The 15,953-nt window shown below is 61.9% G+C and carries 17 protein-coding genes and 1 tRNA gene; 16 read left to right on the top strand and 2 right to left on the bottom strand.

Annotated elements, in window-relative coordinates; translation table 11 throughout:
• Positions 1-128: 128 nt before the first annotated feature.
• Positions 129-608, bottom strand: a complete 480-nt coding sequence (rplO, locus tag ABUH87_RS17510; protein ID WP_367775394.1) for a 50S ribosomal protein L15 — start codon at positions 606-608, stop codon at positions 129-131.
• Positions 609-812: 204 nt separating this feature from the next.
• On the opposite strand from rplO, the gene pyrH reads away from it, so the two are divergent.
• From pyrH to ABUH87_RS17450, 12 genes are all read left to right on the top strand, one after another.
• A complete protein-coding gene (gene pyrH / locus ABUH87_RS17505; protein ID WP_367775393.1) occupies positions 813-1,532 on the top strand; it encodes a UMP kinase in 720 nt (239 codons plus the stop codon).
• A 2-nt stretch (positions 1,533-1,534) separates the two neighbouring features.
• Entirely contained in the window at positions 1,535-2,092 is a 558-nt protein-coding gene (frr, locus tag ABUH87_RS17500) for a ribosome recycling factor (protein ID WP_367775392.1), read from the top strand.
• Between the two features lie 31 nt (positions 2,093-2,123).
• On the top strand, positions 2,124-2,813 hold the full coding sequence (gene uppS / locus ABUH87_RS17495) for a polyprenyl diphosphate synthase (protein WP_367775391.1): 690 nt from the start codon (positions 2,124-2,126) through the stop codon (positions 2,811-2,813).
• Positions 2,800-3,567, top strand: coding sequence for a phosphatidate cytidylyltransferase (locus ABUH87_RS17490; protein WP_367775390.1), 768 nt, complete (start codon positions 2,800-2,802; stop codon positions 3,565-3,567). Before uppS ends, ABUH87_RS17490 begins: the two co-directional genes overlap by 14 nt.
• Complete coding sequence (locus ABUH87_RS17485) at positions 3,564-4,724, top strand: 1-deoxy-D-xylulose-5-phosphate reductoisomerase (protein WP_367775389.1); 1,161 nt, start codon at positions 3,564-3,566, stop codon at positions 4,722-4,724. The genes ABUH87_RS17490 and ABUH87_RS17485 overlap by 4 nt, the downstream gene beginning before the upstream one ends.
• Complete coding sequence (locus ABUH87_RS17480; RefSeq protein WP_367775388.1) at positions 4,721-5,836, top strand: M50 family metallopeptidase; 1,116 nt, start codon at positions 4,721-4,723, stop codon at positions 5,834-5,836. The genes ABUH87_RS17485 and ABUH87_RS17480 overlap by 4 nt, the downstream gene beginning before the upstream one ends.
• A 175-nt stretch (positions 5,837-6,011) precedes the next feature.
• Positions 6,012-8,708 (top strand): outer membrane protein assembly factor BamA, encoded by a 2,697-nt coding sequence (gene bamA / locus ABUH87_RS17475; protein ID WP_367775589.1) that lies wholly within the window; start codon positions 6,012-6,014, stop codon positions 8,706-8,708.
• Complete coding sequence (locus tag ABUH87_RS17470) at positions 8,708-9,385, top strand: OmpH family outer membrane protein (protein WP_367775387.1); 678 nt, start codon at positions 8,708-8,710, stop codon at positions 9,383-9,385. The genes bamA and ABUH87_RS17470 overlap by 1 nt, the downstream gene beginning before the upstream one ends.
• A gap of 20 nt (positions 9,386-9,405) precedes the next feature.
• Entirely contained in the window at positions 9,406-9,855 is a 450-nt protein-coding gene (gene fabZ / locus ABUH87_RS17465; RefSeq protein WP_367775386.1) for a 3-hydroxyacyl-ACP dehydratase FabZ, read from the top strand.
• 132 nt (positions 9,856-9,987) lie between these two features.
• Entirely contained in the window at positions 9,988-10,215 is a 228-nt protein-coding gene (gene rpmE, locus ABUH87_RS17460) for a 50S ribosomal protein L31 (protein WP_367775385.1), read from the top strand.
• A gap of 147 nt (positions 10,216-10,362) precedes the next feature.
• Positions 10,363-11,823: an MFS transporter gene (locus tag ABUH87_RS17455; protein ID WP_367775384.1), complete on the top strand. Its 1,461-nt coding sequence runs from the start codon at positions 10,363-10,365 to the stop codon at positions 11,821-11,823.
• A 137-nt stretch (positions 11,824-11,960) separates the two neighbouring features.
• Positions 11,961-12,512 carry a superoxide dismutase family protein gene (locus ABUH87_RS17450; RefSeq protein ID WP_367775383.1) on the top strand — a complete coding sequence of 184 codons (552 nt, stop codon included), beginning with the start codon at positions 11,961-11,963 and terminating at the stop codon, positions 12,510-12,512.
• A 412-nt stretch (positions 12,513-12,924) separates the two neighbouring features.
• Here the strand turns inward: ABUH87_RS17450 and ABUH87_RS17445 are convergent, their stop codons facing one another.
• Entirely contained in the window at positions 12,925-13,557 is a 633-nt protein-coding gene (locus ABUH87_RS17445; protein ID WP_367775382.1) for a prolyl hydroxylase family protein, read from the bottom strand.
• A 271-nt stretch (positions 13,558-13,828) separates the two neighbouring features.
• On the opposite strand from ABUH87_RS17445, the gene ABUH87_RS17440 reads away from it, so the two are divergent.
• The 4 genes from ABUH87_RS17440 (at position 13,829) to ABUH87_RS17425 (ending at position 15,953) form a co-directional block, all read left to right on the top strand.
• Positions 13,829-13,905 (top strand) — tRNA-His (locus tag ABUH87_RS17440).
• Between the two features lie 47 nt (positions 13,906-13,952).
• Entirely contained in the window at positions 13,953-15,017 is a 1,065-nt protein-coding gene (locus tag ABUH87_RS17435) for a Glu/Leu/Phe/Val family dehydrogenase (protein ID WP_367775381.1), read from the top strand.
• A gap of 64 nt (positions 15,018-15,081) precedes the next feature.
• Positions 15,082-15,810, top strand: a complete 729-nt coding sequence (gene ccmC / locus ABUH87_RS17430; RefSeq protein WP_367775380.1) for a heme ABC transporter permease CcmC — start codon at positions 15,082-15,084, stop codon at positions 15,808-15,810.
• Between the two features lie 2 nt (positions 15,811-15,812).
• Positions 15,813-15,953, top strand: a complete 141-nt coding sequence (locus tag ABUH87_RS17425; RefSeq protein ID WP_367775379.1) for a hypothetical protein — start codon at positions 15,813-15,815, stop codon at positions 15,951-15,953.

Raw genomic sequence — 15,953 nt, 5'->3', positions numbered from 1 at the left:
GCCGGTCGGCTTGTCGAACCCCCCATCGGACATCGGGTCGAGACTGCGCATATAGTTGCTGCCAACGCGGCGGCAATCCCGGCGCGACGTCTGCTGTGCAGAAGCGCCGCGCCGATCTTACTTCAGGTTCAGGCTTCGGCTGCCTCGACAGCGGGCACATCAACCGAGCCACCGGCCTTTTCGATGGCCTGACGGGCACCCGCGCTGACGCCGGCAACCTGGAAAGCTACCTTGGCGGTCAGTTCGCCCTTGCCAAGCAGGCGAACGCCGTCCTTGCCGCCACGGGCGAGGCCTGCTGTCCGCAGTGCTGCGTGATCGACAGTGCCGGAGATGTCGAGCTTACCAGCGTCGATGGCCTTCTGCACAAGGCCAAGGTTTACCTCTGCATAATCCTTGGCGAACTTCTTGTTGTTGAAGCCGCGCTTCGGGATTCGCATGTGGAGCGGCATCTGGCCGCCCTCGAACCCGTTGATCGAGACGCCTGAACGTGCCTTCGCACCCTTCTGGCCGCGACCTGCAGTCTTGCCCTTGCCGGAGCCGATGCCGCGGCCGACGCGCATGCGGCGATGACGGGCACCTGCGTTGTCTCTGAGATCGTTCAATTTCATGGTATGCACTCGCTTTCGCTTTGTTCGCGCTGACGGATGAAGGGGGCGCCGATACGCGATCAGGTATGAGATGTCACCCCGATAAATGCGCGGTGGTCGCTGGGGCAGGACTGTCCCGGCGCGTGCCGCCGACAACCTCGCCCTTGGCAATCGGCGCCGTCGCTCCTAAAGCCGGGCAACTTCCCCTCGCGAGAAACCGGTTCCATGGCAATCCCCTACAAGCGCGTCCTCCTGAAGCTCTCGGGTGAAGTGCTCATGGGTAGTCAACAGTTCGGCATCGATCCCGAGTTCGTTGCGGAGCTGGCCAAGGAAGTGAAGGCAGCCAAGGAAACCGGGCTGCAGATTTGCCTCGTCATCGGCGGTGGTAACATTTTCCGCGGGATGGCGGGAGCGGCCCGGGGCATGGATCGCGCCCAGGCAGACTACATGGGGATGCTCGCGACCGTGATGAACGCGCTCGCCATGCAGAATGCCCTGGAGCAGCTCGGCGTGGACACCCGGGTCCAGTCTGCGGTGCAGATGGACCAGGTCTGTGAACCGGTCATCCGGCGGCGTGCCGAAAGGCATCTGGAAAAAGGCCGTGTGGTGATTTTTGCAGCGGGGGTGGGGGCGCCCTACTTCACGACCGATTCGGGAGCCGCCCTGCGCGCCGCCGAAATGCAGTGCGACGCGCTGCTAAAGGGCACGAGCGTCGACGGTGTCTACGACAGCGACCCGAAGATTAATCCGGGTGCGACCCGTTACCAGAGCGTTGGCTATGATACTGTCCTGGCCAACAACTTGAAGGTTATGGACGCGTCCGCCGTCGCGCTCTGCCGTGACAACGAAATTCCGATCGTGGTGTTCTCTATCCGTGAGAAGGGCAATCTGGCCCGCGTACTCGCAGGAGAGGGCACGCAGACGATCGTCCAGAAAGGAGCCTGAACATGGCCAAGTACGATAAAATCGATCTCGAGCGCCGCATGAAAGGTGCCGTGGATTCGCTGAAGAGCGATCTCGCAGGGCTCCGGACCAGCCGGGCCAGTGCGAACCTGCTCGATCCCGTGACCGTCGAGGTCTACGGTAGCCACATGCCGTTGAATCAGGTGGCCTCTGTCTCCGTGCCGGAACCACGGATGATTTCTGTTCAGGTGTGGGACAAGTCCAATGTGGGGCCAGTTGAGAAGGCGATCCGTTCGGCCGGGCTTGGATTGAACCCGATCAACGATGGGCAGACTCTGCGTCTTCCGATTCCCGATCTGACGGAGGAGCGCCGAAAGGAGCTTGCAAAACTCGCAGGCCAGTATGCCGAGAAGGCGCGCGTGGCCATTCGGAACGTGCGCCGAGATGGCATGGAAGCGCTCAAGGCTGACGAGAACAAGAAGGAGATTTCGGAGGACGATCGCAAGCGCGCCGAGACTGAGGTTCAGAAGCTGACCGACGACCAGATCAAGGACGTGGACGACGAACTGGCGCGCAAGGAGAAGGACATCCTGGGCAAGTGATGTCGGCCTCTGCCAACGGAACGGTTCTGGCATGACCAAGGCGGACACTGTCAAGGCGCGGCATGTTGCCATCATCATGGATGGCAACGGACGTTGGGCGAAGAAGCGGCACATGCCGCGCGCGCTCGGCCACCAGCGCGGCGTCGAAGCTGTACGAAAAGTTGTCCGTGGTGCGCGTGACTTCGGTCTGGAGGCATTGACGATCTATGCCTTCTCGACCGAGAACTGGCGTCGACCGGAGGATGAGATTTCCGATTTGATGACACTGATGAAGCGCTTCATCGTGTCTGATCTCGACGAGTTTGCCGAGGCTGGAATCAGGCTGAAGATCATCGGCGATTACAAGGCGTTCAACCCCGATGTTGTCGCGCTGATCGAAGACGCTCTGGCGCGCACGGCAGACAACACCGGCACGACCTTGGCAGTGGCGTTGAACTATGGCTCACACGATGAGATCGCCCGCGCGGCAAGTGCTGCGGCGGCGAAGGGGGCAATCACGCCTGAAACCATTGCCGCTGAACTCGATACAGCCGACATGCCGCCGCTGGACTTGTTAATTCGCACCTCGGGAGAGGAGCGGCTTTCGAATTTCCTCTTGTGGCAGGCAGCCTACGCTGAGCTGTACTTCACCGACGTGTTGTGGCCGGATTTCACCGCCGATCACCTCAAGGAGGCGATGGACGCCTTCGCCACTCGTGAGCGCCGCTATGGCGGACGCTGACAAGACCGGTCCCCACGTCAAGGTCCCGTTTGCGGTTCGCAACGCTGACCTGCCGAAGCGGCTTGCGACGGCCATCGTCATGCTGGTGGTTGCCGGGACTGCACTTTGGCTCGGCAATCTGGCCTGGACCGTATTCGTGCTCATCGTCGGCATTGGCGTATGGTTCGAATGGAGTGCGCTCGTGCTCCAGTTCAAGCGCCCCGGCAGGGCTCGCACGATCTGGCGCGCGTCGGGAGCCATCTACTGCGGCATGGCCAGCGCCATTCTCATCCAGATACGGGCAGAACCTGTCGGGGTGGCTCTTGTCCTGTTGGTGGTTGGAGCCGTGATTGGGACCGATGTCGGAGCGTACTTCGCTGGTCGAACCATTGGAGGGCCGCGCATTGCGCCAAAGATCAGCCCCTCGAAGACATGGGCCGGACTTGGCGGCGGCGTGATCGGCGCGACACTTGTCATTTGGCTCGTGCTTGCAAATGCGGAGCAGATCCTCTCAGCAGCTCCGGGCGCTCAATTGACCGCTGTGGAGATCGCAGCGAGTCCCTTGACGATGGTCAGCCTCGGCGCCGGTGTCGCAGTTGTCGCGCAGGCAGGGGACTTCTTCGAAAGCTGGATGAAGCGAGCGGCGGGAGTGAAGGATTCCGGCGTTCTACTGCCGGGTCATGGTGGGCTTTTCGATAGGGTCGACGGGCTTCTCGCCGTGCTGGTGGTGTTTGGTACCCTGTTCATCATCGTTCGGCTATCCACGCTATCATGACCAGACGATCCCTTTCGATACTTGGTGCGACCGGCTCGATTGGAGCCTCGACTCTGGATCTCGTGCGACATGAGCGCGGTGCTTGGGAGGTGGTGGCGCTGACGGCGAACTGTCAGGCGGCAGAGCTAGGGCGCCTGGCTCGCGAGTTTGGCGCGAAGATCGCGGTTGTAGCTGATGAGAGCTGCCTGCCCGAACTGCGCGACGCGCTCGCCGGGTCGGGGATTGAGGCGGCTGCCGGTGCGCAGGCACTCGTCGAAGCGGCCGCACGCCCTGCGGACATCGTGATTGCGGCGATCGTCGGCTGCGCAGGGCTGGAGCCCACGATGGCGGCTATTGAGCAGGGCAGGGTGGTGGCGCTCGCCAACAAGGAAGCCCTTGTCTCTGCGGGCGATGTGATGACCGAAGCTGTCCGGCGCTGCGGAACGGTCCTGCTGCCAGTGGATTCGGAGCATAACGCTATCTTTCAGTGCCTGGCGGGCAATGATGTGGCGGACGTTCAGTCCATCACTCTCACGGCGAGCGGGGGGCCGTTCCGCGACTGGTCTATCGAACGTCTCTCGGTCGCGACTCCGGGCGAGGCCGTGAAGCACCCTAACTGGAGCATGGGGGCCAAGATCAGTGTCGATTCGGCAACCATGTTCAACAAGGGGCTCGAACTGATCGAAGCCTATCACCTGTTTCCAGTCGGGCTGGAGAAGCTGCGGATCATCGTCCATCCGCAATCGGTTGTGCATTCGATGGTCGAGTATCGCGACGGGTCTACTCTGGCGCAGCTTGGGCCATCCGACATGCGTGTCCCGATAGCCTCGGCGCTTGCGTGGCCGCGCAGAATGGACACGCCGTGTTCTCGGTTGGATCTTGCGAGCATCGGCGAACTGACGTTTCGCGCTCCCGATGAGATCCGTTTCCCGGCCACGCGCCTGGCGCGCGAGGCTGCAGAAGCAGGCGGCGCGGCACCGGCGATCCTCAATGCCGCCAACGAGGTGGCGGTCGCTGCGTTTCTCGCCGGTCAGATTGCGTTCACACGTATTGCGGCAGGAGTGGAAAATGTTCTTTCCTCCTACGCAGCGCCGGCTCCGGCGTCCTTGTCCGACGTGCTCGCCATTGATCGCGAGGCGCGCATTCACGCGCGCGAAATGACCGAGGCCCTCGCATGATCGCTTCTCCATCGTTGCTGACGATGTTGCTGGGTTTCGTCCTTCTCCTGGGGCCGCTGGTGGTCCTGCACGAGTTGGGTCACTACCTCGTCGGCCGATTCTTCGGCATCAAGGCCGACGCTTTCTCGGTCGGCTTCGGCAAGGAGCTTGCAGGATTTACCGATCGGCGCGGCACGCGCTGGAAGCTCTCCGCGATCCCGCTGGGGGGCTATGTTCAATTCGCCGGAGATATGAACCCGGCCAGTGCTCCATCCGCAATGCAGGACGGATTGACGCCCGAGGAGCGCGCGCAGACGTTTCACGTCAAGCCGCTTTGGCAACGGGCGCTGGTGGTGCTGGCAGGGCCAATGACGAACCTGCTTTGCGCGGTCGCGATCTTTGCCGCCTTCAATCTGGCTTACGGACGCGTCGTCGCCGTGCCGGAGGTGCAGGGATTCAGCGCAGACTCTCCTGCTGAGCAGGCGGGGCTTCGCGTCGGAGACCGCATTGTTGCGGTCAGTGGAAACGAGGTCAGCAACTTCAACGAAATTCCGGAACATGTCGTGCCTTATCCCGGGCGCACCATCCCGATCGCCGTTGTACGCGAGGGCGAGAGCCTCGTCATACCGGTTACGATCGGCGTTTCGGTCGAGCAGGACCGGTTCGGGAACGAGGCGCGGGTCGGGCGAATTGGCATCGCCGGCGGTAAGGGCGAGATCGTGCCGGTGGGATTGGGCGAATCCGTGCAACTCGGGGTCGACCAGAGCCTGAGCATCATGCGCATGATGGGCGCGGGAATTATCCAGATCTTCACCGGTGAGCGCTCGATGAAAGAACTCGGCGGACCGATCAAGATCGCGAAGTATTCTGGCGAGCAATTGAGTCTCGGGTGGGCTCCGTTCGTCGGATTTGCCGCCCTGATCTCGATTAACTTGGCATTCATCAATCTCCTGCCAATTCCGGGCCTCGATGGAGGACATTTGGCTTTCTACGCCGCTGAAGCGGTTCGAAGAAAGCCTCTTGATTTGCGGAGCCAGGAATGGGCCGTCCGCACTGGCGTCGCGCTCGTGCTGACTGTGATGCTCATCGTTACAATCAATGATTTGGCGTCCCTCCCGTTTTTCGGGGGATAGTGCGGAGAATTTCACTCACTTTGGCGAGCGCGCCGGAAAGGCTGCTTGATCGGGAAAACTCCATCGGGCAGAGGGCGGCGACTATGTACGGCTTGTTTCCGCCGCTTTGTCCGGCGACTGGCCGATGAATTCGGATCGTCCATTTGGCGCGCGGGCGCTTACAGGATTTGCGTTGATGATGGGATGGGAAATGGTTCGCTGCGACAAGGCCCGCCGCGCCTCCCGCATGGCGGCGGTGCTTCTGGGAACCACTGGCTTGACGGTCTTTCCAGGGATCGCGCTGGCGCAAGGCGCTCCGGCTCCGGTTGTAGTGCAGCCTGCACAGACAGCCCCTGGCCAGCGGAGCCAGGCAATTCAGTCGATCCGCGTGGTCGGTGCTGAAAGGCTCGAGGCGCAGACGGTTATTTCGTATATCAAGCTGCGCATCGGGCAGCCCTATACCTCTGAGGCTGCGGACCAGGCGCTGAAGGATTTGTACGAGACGGAACTGTTCTCCGATGTGCAGATCACGAACGACGGCGGCAATGTCACCATCCAGGTGAAGGAAAACCCGGTCGTCAACCGCATCATCCTTGAAGGCAACAAGCGCATCAAGGACGACAAGATCCTGCCTGAGATCAAGGTCGCGCCGCGCCAGATCTTCACGCGCTCGAAAGTCCGCGCAGACGTGGCGCGTATCATCGAGCTGTACAAGCGTCAGGGCCGTTATGCGGCGACAGTCGAGCCGAAGATGGTCATGCTCGACCAGAACCGCGTCGACATCGTCTTCGAGATTACCGAAGGCGACAAGTCCAAGGTCCGCCAGATCAACATCATCGGCAACGAGCAGTTCTCCGACAGCGAGCTGCGCGGCGAGATGGTGACGAAGCAGACCGGATTCACCAAGATCTTCAGCTCCAACACGAGCTACGATCCGGATCGCATGGCCTTCGACCAGCAGAAGCTCCGGCAGTTCTACCTGACCCAGGGCTATGCTGATTTCCGGGTGGTCTCTGCCGTCGCGGAGCTGACGCCGGACAAGAAGGACTTCATCATCACGTACGTGGTGGAGGAAGGCGAGCGCTACAAGTTCGGTGAGGTCAACGTCGACAGCCAGTTGCGCGACTTTGACAGCGAGAAGCTCGCCGCGCGCCTGCCGATGAAGGAGGGCGATTGGTACGACGCCAAGCTGGTCGAAGACACGATCGAGCAGCTGAACGACACGGCGGGCGCCTTCGGTTACGCCTTTGCGGATGTGCGGCCGAACTATGACCGCAACAAGGAAGACCTCACCATGGGTCTGACCTTTGTCATCTCCGAGGCGCCGCGCGTCTACGTCGAGCGGATCGATGTGAACGGCAACACGCTGACACAGGACAAAGTCGTACGCCGGGAGTTCCGTCTGGCCGAAGGTGACGCCTTCAACTCGCTCCAGGTGAAGCGCTCCACCAATCGCATCAAATCGCTGGGCTACTTCCAAGAGAAGTTCGAAGTCGAGCAGAGGCCCGGAAGCGCTGAAGACCGGATCATCCTCGAAGCCAATGTGGAGGAGAAGCCCACGGGTGAACTCCAGCTGTCCGCCGGCTTCTCGAGCCTCGAGAGCTTCATCTTCCAGGCTTCGATCCGTCAGCGCAACTTCCGGGGTCGGGGGCAGACGGTGGGCCTTTCGGGCAGCTACTCGCGCTTCTCGAAGAGCGTTGAGGCCAGCTTCACCGAGCCCTATGTGTTCGACAAGAACATCTCGCTGGGCGTTGATGTCTATCGCCGTGATCTCAACAGCTTCAATTTCACAAACAACAACCGCGACACAACGTTCGAGCAGACGACAACCGGTTTCCAGATCCGGGCTGGTCTGCCGCTGACCGAGTATCTGACGGCTGTCGGCCGGTACACGTTCAACTATGACGAGGTGTCGCTGGATCGGGGGCAGTTCTTCTCTGATCGCGTGACGCCGGGGGTTCAGGAGTGTGACGTGCTGCGCGCTGGTCGCTATCTGTGTGACGCGATCGGCAATCGGCTGAGTTCAATTGTGGGCATGTCGTTGATCTACGACACGCTCGACAACAGGGTGCGGCCGACGCGGGGCCTTACAGCGGCGATCAACGCGGACGTTGCCGGTCTCGGTGGCGATGTCAAATACGTGCGTTTGCGCGCCAACGCTTCACGGTTCACCAATCTCGGCAGCGGGTTCATATTCTCGCTCTCGGGTGAGGGCGGTGCGATCAAGTCGCTCGACGACAATGAAGTGCGGCTTATCGACCGGTTCTATCTCGGAGAGCCGCAGATCGGCGGATTTGATATCCGCGGTGTCGGTCCTCGCGTGTTACGCAAGCCCTATGTCGATGAAGACGGCAGTATCGTTGCAAATGCATCCGAAGGTACCGTATCGACGCGCCGCCGCGACTGGCAGGACGACGCGCTGGGCGGCAAGTACTATTATCTGGCAAAGGCGGAGGTGGAGATCCCACTCGGGTCCGGTGCCCGAGAACTGGGCCTGCGTCCGTCGATCTTCGTGAATGCCGGTTCTGTTTGGGGGATCAAGGATCCTCAAGTGTCGCCACTCGACGAACAGATTGTAATTCCGAATCGCGATGCAGCGGGTAATCGGACTTACATCCAGACTTGTGACTCCGGGCGGACAATTGTCAGCGGCAATGGCAACGCGGCGCCGACGCCGCCGGCAGGCTGCACCCTTCTTGAGAACGGCACCGCAGTGAACGCCTTTGACGAAGTGTTCGTTGGCGATACGTGGAAGCCGCGTGTGTCAATCGGCATTGGCGTGAACTGGAACTCGCCTTTCGGTCCCTTCCGCATCAACTTCTCCAAGGTTCTGGTGAAGCAGGAAGGCGACGACACCAAACCCTTCAATTTCAACGTGGGAACGCAATTCTGATGAAGATCATTCTCAAGTCCGCGCTCGCCGCAAGCCTCCTGCTCGGCGTCGCCCAGCCCGCTCTGGCCCAGAACTCCGGCACTGTTGTGCAGGGCCTTGCGATTGCAAATCTCGACGCAGTCATCGCGAACTCGAACGCGTACAAGACAGCTGAGACGCAGCGCCAGACCACCTACAAGGCGCAGTTCGATCAGGCTCGCACGCGTGGCGATGCACTGAACGCACAGCTCAAGCCGCTCGCCGACAAGTTCAACGCCGACCGCCAGGCTGCCAAGCCCAATCAGGCTTCGCTCGAGCAGCAGGCTGCGACCATCCAGCAGTTGCAGGAGCGCGGGCAGCAGGAACTGCAGCAGATTCTCGCACCGGTCGCTCTTTCTCGCGCCTATGTGCAGGAGCAGATCGACGACAAGCTCGACCAGGCCGTGAAGAACGCGATGGCCAAGAAGAAGGTTTCGTTGCTGCTGAGCCCCCAGTCGGTGCTGGCGGTTAACGACAACGCCTATAACCTCAACCAGGAGATCCTGACGGAGCTCAATACGTTGTTGCCTTCGGCGCAGCTGACGCCGCCGCAGGGTTGGGAACCGCGTCAAATGCGTGAAGCGCGTGCGCAGCAGCAGGATCAGCAGCCCGCTTCTGCACCCGCTGCAGCGCCGGCCCGTCAGCCCGCTGGCCGCTGATCTCACGGCGCGAGACGACGATGACGGAACAGAGCACCCCTTACGACCACGCCAAGATCCTCGCGGCACTGCCGCATCGCTATCCGATGCTGCTCGTCGATCGAGTGGTCTCGGTTGGGGATGAGGAGATCCATGCCGTCAAGGCAGTGAGCTTCAACGAAGACTTCTTCCAGGGGCACTTCCCGGGACGCCCCATCATGCCCGGCGTACTCCAGATCGAAGCTTTGGCGCAGGCTGCCGGAATTCTGGCCGTGGAGAATCTCGGCCTCGCCGGGACCGGGAAGCTCGTGTACTTCATGGCCATCGAAGAAGCGAAGTTCCGGGCCCCCGTGGAGCCGGGGGTCCTTCTCGATCTGCGCGCGGGCTTCGTTCAGAAGCGTTCGCGTGTGTGCAAGTTCTGGGGCAAGGCGTCCATTGGCGACAAGGTAACTTGTGAGGTCAACTTCACCGCCATGATTGCGGACTCCTGACGACCCTCGTTGCAGGCGGGCGTCCGGCGGATCTGCCGAACGCCCGCCTTGCAATTTCGCGGCTATCCCGGTAAGGGCGCCGCTTTCCGAAGGCAGGCCGGTCGGAACCGGCCCATCGAAAGAGTTAAGACCATGAAGGCCGACACCCACCCCAACTACCACATGATCACGGTGCAGATGACCGACGGCACCACCTTCCAGACGCGCTCCACCTGGGGCAGCGAAGGTGATACGCTGGTTCTCGACATTGACCCGACTTCGCACCCGGCTTGGACGGGCGGCAAGGCGCAGATCCAGGACGGTGGCCGCGTTGCGCAGTTCAACAAGCGCTTCGGTGGGCTCAGCCTCAAGAAGAACTGATTGCCCGGCCGCAAGGCAGCGCAGTGCGATCAACAATGGGGCGGCCCTGCAAAGGGCCGCCCTTTTTGTCGCGCCCTCAGCAGCGCGGGGCGATGCCGCGCGCTGGAGCAGGGTTGCGCCGCCCGCTTCAGTCGGTAGGCTGATGCAATGGCCACGCTCACTGAAGCCGACAGCGGTGCCGATCGCGCCAGCCTGATTGCGGCTCGTCTGCCAGCTCGCCTGGATCGATTGCCTTGGAGCCGATTTCATTGGCTGGTGGTCGGCGCGCTCGGCATCACTTGGATTCTCGATGGGCTGGAAGTCACGCTGGCAGGCTCGGTCGCCGGAGCCTTGCGGGATGAACGGAGCCTCGGCCTCTCAGCGTCGCAAGTCGGGCTCGCCAATTCCGCCTATCTTGCCGGAGCCGTATTGGGCGCATTGCTCTTCGGATGGCTTACGGACCGGATGGGGCGCAAGAAGATGTTCAGCGTCACGCTGGGGCTCTACCTCCTCGCGACCGCGGGAACGGCTTTCGCGTGGGATCTTCCCAGCTTCATGGTCATGCGGTTCCTGACGGGAGCCGGGATCGGAGGTGAATACAGCGCCATCAACTCCGCCATTCAGGAACTCATTCCAGCTCGCCGGCGTGGCTGGACCGATCTGGCGATCAACGGCAGCTATTGGGCCGGCGCGGCGATGGCGGCAGGGCTCTCGCTGGTCATGCTCGATCCGGAGCATTTCGGGCCGGACACGGGCTGGCGATTGACGTTCTTTGGGGGAGCGCTGATCGGCTGTGTGATTATCTGGCTGCGGCGTTTCATCCCCGAGAGCCCGCGTTGGCTCGCCATTCACGGGCGGGCGGAGGAGGCCGATGCGGTGGTGAGCGCGATCGAGGCTCGCGTCGTTGCCGAGGGGCATGGTCTTCCCCCCGCCTCACATGCGGCGGTCACGGTCCGCGCTCGTTCCAGCACGTCGCTGATGGAAGTTTTCCGCGCGCTGATACATACTTACCCGCGGCGTACGATCTATGGATTGGCGTTGATGATCGCGCAGGCCTTCTTTTACAACGCGATCTTCTTCACTTATGCGATGACGCTTACCGACTTCTACGGCGTGCCGTCTTCGGACGTCGGGTGGTACATCCTGCCTTTCGCAGCAGGAAATGTACTGGGTCCGCTTGTGTTGGGGCGCTTCTTCGATACCATCGGCAGGCGGCCGATGATCATCCTGACCTATGGCATGTCGGCCGTGCTTCTGCTGGCGACCGGCTTCGCGTTTCGGGCCGGGGTTCTTGATGCCACCAGCCAGACGCTCTGCTGGAGCATCACATTCTTCTTTGCGTCGGCGGCGGCTTCGGCGGCCTATCTCACGGTAGCGGAGAGCTTCCCGCTTGAGGTTCGCGCACTTGCCATCGCTATTTTCTATGCACTGGGCACCGGGATTGGCGGTGTAGCAGCCCCTTGGCTGTTCGGCATACTCATCGAGAGTGGTTCTCGCGATCAGGTGCTGCTCGGCTACGCGCTGGGCTCGGCGCTCATGGCGCTGGCCGCAGCGCTTGCGAAGGTCATTGGCATCGATAGCGAACGCAAGGCGTTGGAAGACGTGGCTCGACCATTATCATGGCACTAGGGGGTGAGGCGGGAACAGATTGCAGCTTGGAACCTTCACCGGCTGTGCCGCAGTTTCTGATTTTCAGGTTTTCAGATCGAGCGCTTTGCCGCCCGTCGTTTTCAGGCTCACTATTTTCAAGCAGGGAGAGATTTCCGATGAACCGCTTTGTCACCTTTGTTTGCGCCGCCGCCGCGCTTGGTGCCGCTCCGGCACTGGCTCAACCGAAAGCAACGGCAAATGCCGGGAAGGAAGAAGTGCATGCCAGCGTGATTGGGCCCGACGGCCGCGATCACGGAGTGGTCACACTGAAGCAGACTTCTACAGGCGTCTTGGTCTCGACGAACCTGACCGGCCTGCCGGAGGGAGAGCACGGTTTCCACTTCCACGAGAAAGGCATGTGTGAGACTCAGCAAAAGTTCACCACGGCGGGCGGCCACTATGCTCCGGGAGGAAGCAAGCACGGCTTGATGGTTCCGGGTGGGCCACATGGCGGCGACATGCCCAATCAGCATGTGGATGCGAACGGCAAGCTGATCACACAAGTTCTGAATACAGGCGTGACGCTGACCGAGGGGCCGAAGTCGCTGTTTGACGCCGATGGATCCGCGCTCGTCATTCACGCCAAGCCCGATGACTACAAGAGCCAGCCGTCGGGAGACGCGGGCGATCGCATTGCTTGCGCCGTAGTCGCGGCACCTCGGAACTGACGCATGGAGGGCGCGGGCAAGCGCCTGCGCCCGCTGGCGAATGCGGGGTAACGCCAGAAGGGAAGTTCGGCAGGCCGGGAGTGAACATCGGGCCGGAACCGGGGCGCTCTTCGCGAAGAGCGCGGGAAGCCACGTTGGATCGCGAACGGCCGTCTGGCGTGGTGACCTCGGCTCGGCCCTTCGGATGCGGTGCGAACCGGGCAAGCGGGCTCGCAAGTCGAGCGCCGGTCCTTGTAAAGCACCGCTCCGGTGCAAGCGCTGTGGGGACGCAGCCGCGATTTCATCGCATTGCTCTTCGCCCTCGGCGCCGGCCCGAAACACCGGCACGTGCGCTGTACATCGCCATGCCGGATGTTCGGAGTGACTAACCTAAATGGTGATAAAAGTCAAGGTCCCCTTGCTCCCTCTGAAATCAGGCCCAGGGGCGTTCGCGATACCAACGAGTGATCACGTACTTACGTCCTTTGCGTACTTTCATCGCATGATGAAGCGTCGCTGCATTGAGGGTGCCGTCCACACGGCGGTTGTTCCAGGCAAGCAGCTTGCCGCGCTCAGGCTGAATGATTTTGTCGACCACCTTGAAGCGTGTCGCGCCGCCGGCCTCCACGTCGTTCAGGTAGATCATGAAGGTCCACGTGCGCTGCCCTGATGTCGCACAGTATTTCTGATAGTCAGGGTGGCTTGGCTCGAAATAGTCGGTGTGCGCCTTGAACTCCTGGCCGACCTCGTAGCGCTGCCCCTGAAGCCGCTCTCCGTAAGCTGCATCGATCCCCGATACCCGTGCAAGCTTCTGATCCAGCGCAGCTACAGCTGGATGGTCGTGGTGAAGGTCGCAAGTCTCACTGGTGCGGAACAGGTTGTCGCCGTTGTGATTCGCGAGAGTCGATGGCCGGCGCTCTGCCTCGATAAGGTCGACGAGCTCCTTGCACTCTGCGGCATCCAGAAAGTTGCGCAGAACGAAGAGTTCAAGGCGTTGGGTGGGCACGCGCTGCATCGCTGGCTGCGCCATGAGATGAGCGGCTGACGATTCTCCCGGAGCTTGCATAGGTACCTGAGATAGAAGCTGAGTCTGCGCCCCCCAATCTTCCGTGGCCGAATATTGGAGGCGGTGAGTGATTCGAGATGATTCTTGGAGAGGCTGTCGCTGCGCCTCAGGGGCAAGCGAAACAAAATTGCGCAGCGCGGGTGCCGATCAACTTTTTGCTTTGCAAGAACGGCTCGCTTGTGCGAAGGCGCCCTCCCGCGCAGATCGCTGCTTGCAGCTTTTTGCGCTGTTCCCCTAAAGCGCGGGCTCCGGCATGCGCGTCGGGATTGTGGCGATCGTAGCTCAGTTGGTTAGAGCGCCGGTTTGTGGTACCGGAGGTCGTGGGTTCGAACCCCATCGATCGCCCCATTTTCTAATTTTGTCAGGCGCATGGCCCGCAGACTTGGGGAACATCCTTGGCCGCCTTCTGGACGCAGCCCGACTTCGACGATCACGAGTGCGTGCACTTCGTTCATGACCGCAAGAGCGGGCTGACTGCGATCATCGCATTGCACTCAACACATCTCGGACCGGGCGCCGGGGGGACACGCTTCTGGCACTATGCAGAGCCCGAGTCGGCTCTGCGCGATGCTCTCAGGCTCTCTCGCGGCATGAGCTACAAGAACGCAATGGCGGGGCTGCCCATGGGCGGCGGCAAGGCCGTGATCCTCGCGGGTCCGGATCGCACGAAGTCGCCCGAGATGCTCGCCGCATTTGGCGACGCGATCCAGGCTTTGGGCGGGCGCTACATCACCGCCGAAGATGTGGGCATGGGCGAGCCGGACATGGTCGCCATTGCAGCGCGCACGCCGTTTGTGACCGGGCTTCCGACAACCGATAGCGCTGCAGCCGGCGGCGATCCGGGACCTTTCACCGCGAAAGGCGTTTACCTGGGGATCAAGGCTGCCGTTGCCCAGAAGCTTGGCCGTGACAGCCTGCAGGGCGTGCACATCGCTGTACAGGGCACCGGGAGTGTCGGCGGCGGTGCCGCGCGGCTATTGGCACAAGCGGGTGCGAAGCTGACCCTGGCGGATGTCGATGCAGCAAGAGCGGATGCGCTCGCGCGGGAGCTCGGAGCACGTTCGGTGCCCGCAGACACGATCATGGACGTAGAATGTGACGTGTTTAGCCCCAACGCGCTCGGGGCCGTTTTGGATAACTCGGGAATTGCTCGGCTGCGGGCTCCGATCGTTGCCGGCGGGGCGAACAACCAGCTTGCCAAGCCGGAGCACGGGGCCCTGCTGGCGGAGCGGGGGATTCTCTACACGCCCGACTATGTCATCAACGGCGGCGGAATCATTGCGGTGACGCTGGAGTACGTCGCGCGACGTGACGGCCATGCTTGCGACGTGGCGGAAGTTCACAAGGCCGTGGAAGCCATTCCTGGGCGGTTGCACGCGATCTGGGATGAAGCCGATGCAAGTGGACGCACCCCCGATGTCGTCGCTGACGCGATGGCTCAGCGGCTCATCGGTAGGTAATCCCCCGAGTTGACCGCAAGTAGCTCTTGCGACCCCCGCTGCGGGCACTAGAAGCGCGCTTGTCATGCACGGCTTTGCCAATCCGGCCCGTTTCCTGCGCCTCGCCCGTTGGTTGACGCCGCTGTGCCTTCTTTCGGGCTTGGCGGTGAGCACGGGCGCGTTGCTCTATGGACTGCTGTGGGCTCCCGCCGACCGGCTCATGGGCGAGACTGTGCGGATCCTCTTCCTTCATGTGCCGGCCGCCTGGCTGGGCATGGCAGGGTGGATGACGATCGCAGGCGCCAGCGTCACTGAACTGGTCTGGCGCCATCCGCTCGCCGCGATTGCTGCGCGGGCCGCGGCAGTGCCCGGTGCGGTGTTCACCGCCATCTGCCTTGTAACGGGTTCGATCTGGGGCCGCCCGACTTGGGGGACCTGGTGGGTCTGGGACGGGCGGCTTACCTCTATGCTGGTGTTGCTGTTTCTGTACTTCGGGTACATCGCCTTGTCGGATGTAGCCCGGCGGGACGGCGGAAACGGGCGCGTCGCGGCGATCTTTGGCATCGTGGGTGCCATCAACGTTCCGATCATCAACCGTTCTGTCGTCTGGTGGAACTCTCTGCACCAGCCGCCCAGTATCACCGTCGGCAAGTCGGCGATCGATGCAGCCTTCCTTTGGCCATTGCTCGCCGCGGCGGTCGGCTTCTCGCTGATCTTTGGTGGAGTGGTGCTCGCGCGGATGCGGGCGATCCTCGCGCATGCGCAGGCCGATTCGCGGCTTAGGCGCAAGGCGATGGCAGAAGCAGGTATCTGAAGATGCGCGAGGCGCTCGATCAATGGAATTTCGTCATCGCAGCCTATGCTGTGGGTGTGCTCGGCACGCTCGTTATGATCGCATGGTCGTGGATATCCATGCGCCGTGCCGAGAAGCGCCGCGATGAAAGCCGGAGGCGCTAA

The organism is Novosphingobium rhizovicinum (assembly GCF_040813635.1).
Lineage (GTDB): Bacteria > Pseudomonadota > Alphaproteobacteria > Sphingomonadales > Sphingomonadaceae > Novosphingobium > Novosphingobium rhizovicinum.
Note: the sequence above shows the minus strand (reverse complement) of the source record. Positions and strands in the feature narration are given on the sequence as shown.

Excerpts from the sequence above, each read along its gene's own strand:
- rplO (WP_367775394.1), bottom strand. The coding sequence starts at position 608 with ATGAAATTGAACGATCTCAGAGACAACGCAGGTGCCCGTCATCGCCGC.
- pyrH (WP_367775393.1), top strand. The coding sequence starts at position 813 with ATGGCAATCCCCTACAAGCGCGTCCTCCTGAAGCTCTCGGGTGAAGTG.
- frr (WP_367775392.1), top strand. The coding sequence starts at position 1,535 with ATGGCCAAGTACGATAAAATCGATCTCGAGCGCCGCATGAAAGGTGCC.
- uppS (WP_367775391.1), top strand. The coding sequence starts at position 2,124 with ATGACCAAGGCGGACACTGTCAAGGCGCGGCATGTTGCCATCATCATG.
- ABUH87_RS17490 (WP_367775390.1), top strand. The coding sequence starts at position 2,800 with ATGGCGGACGCTGACAAGACCGGTCCCCACGTCAAGGTCCCGTTTGCG.
- ABUH87_RS17485 (WP_367775389.1), top strand. The coding sequence starts at position 3,564 with ATGACCAGACGATCCCTTTCGATACTTGGTGCGACCGGCTCGATTGGA.
- ABUH87_RS17480 (WP_367775388.1), top strand. The coding sequence starts at position 4,721 with ATGATCGCTTCTCCATCGTTGCTGACGATGTTGCTGGGTTTCGTCCTT.
- bamA (WP_367775589.1), top strand. The coding sequence starts at position 6,012 with ATGATGGGATGGGAAATGGTTCGCTGCGACAAGGCCCGCCGCGCCTCC.
- ABUH87_RS17470 (WP_367775387.1), top strand. The coding sequence starts at position 8,708 with ATGAAGATCATTCTCAAGTCCGCGCTCGCCGCAAGCCTCCTGCTCGGC.
- fabZ (WP_367775386.1), top strand. The coding sequence starts at position 9,406 with ATGACGGAACAGAGCACCCCTTACGACCACGCCAAGATCCTCGCGGCA.
- rpmE (WP_367775385.1), top strand. The coding sequence starts at position 9,988 with ATGAAGGCCGACACCCACCCCAACTACCACATGATCACGGTGCAGATG.
- ABUH87_RS17455 (WP_367775384.1), top strand. The coding sequence starts at position 10,363 with ATGGCCACGCTCACTGAAGCCGACAGCGGTGCCGATCGCGCCAGCCTG.
- ABUH87_RS17450 (WP_367775383.1), top strand. The coding sequence starts at position 11,961 with ATGAACCGCTTTGTCACCTTTGTTTGCGCCGCCGCCGCGCTTGGTGCC.
- ABUH87_RS17445 (WP_367775382.1), bottom strand. The coding sequence starts at position 13,557 with ATGCAAGCTCCGGGAGAATCGTCAGCCGCTCATCTCATGGCGCAGCCA.
- ccmC (WP_367775380.1), top strand. The coding sequence starts at position 15,082 with ATGCACGGCTTTGCCAATCCGGCCCGTTTCCTGCGCCTCGCCCGTTGG.
- ABUH87_RS17425 (WP_367775379.1), top strand. The coding sequence starts at position 15,813 with ATGCGCGAGGCGCTCGATCAATGGAATTTCGTCATCGCAGCCTATGCT.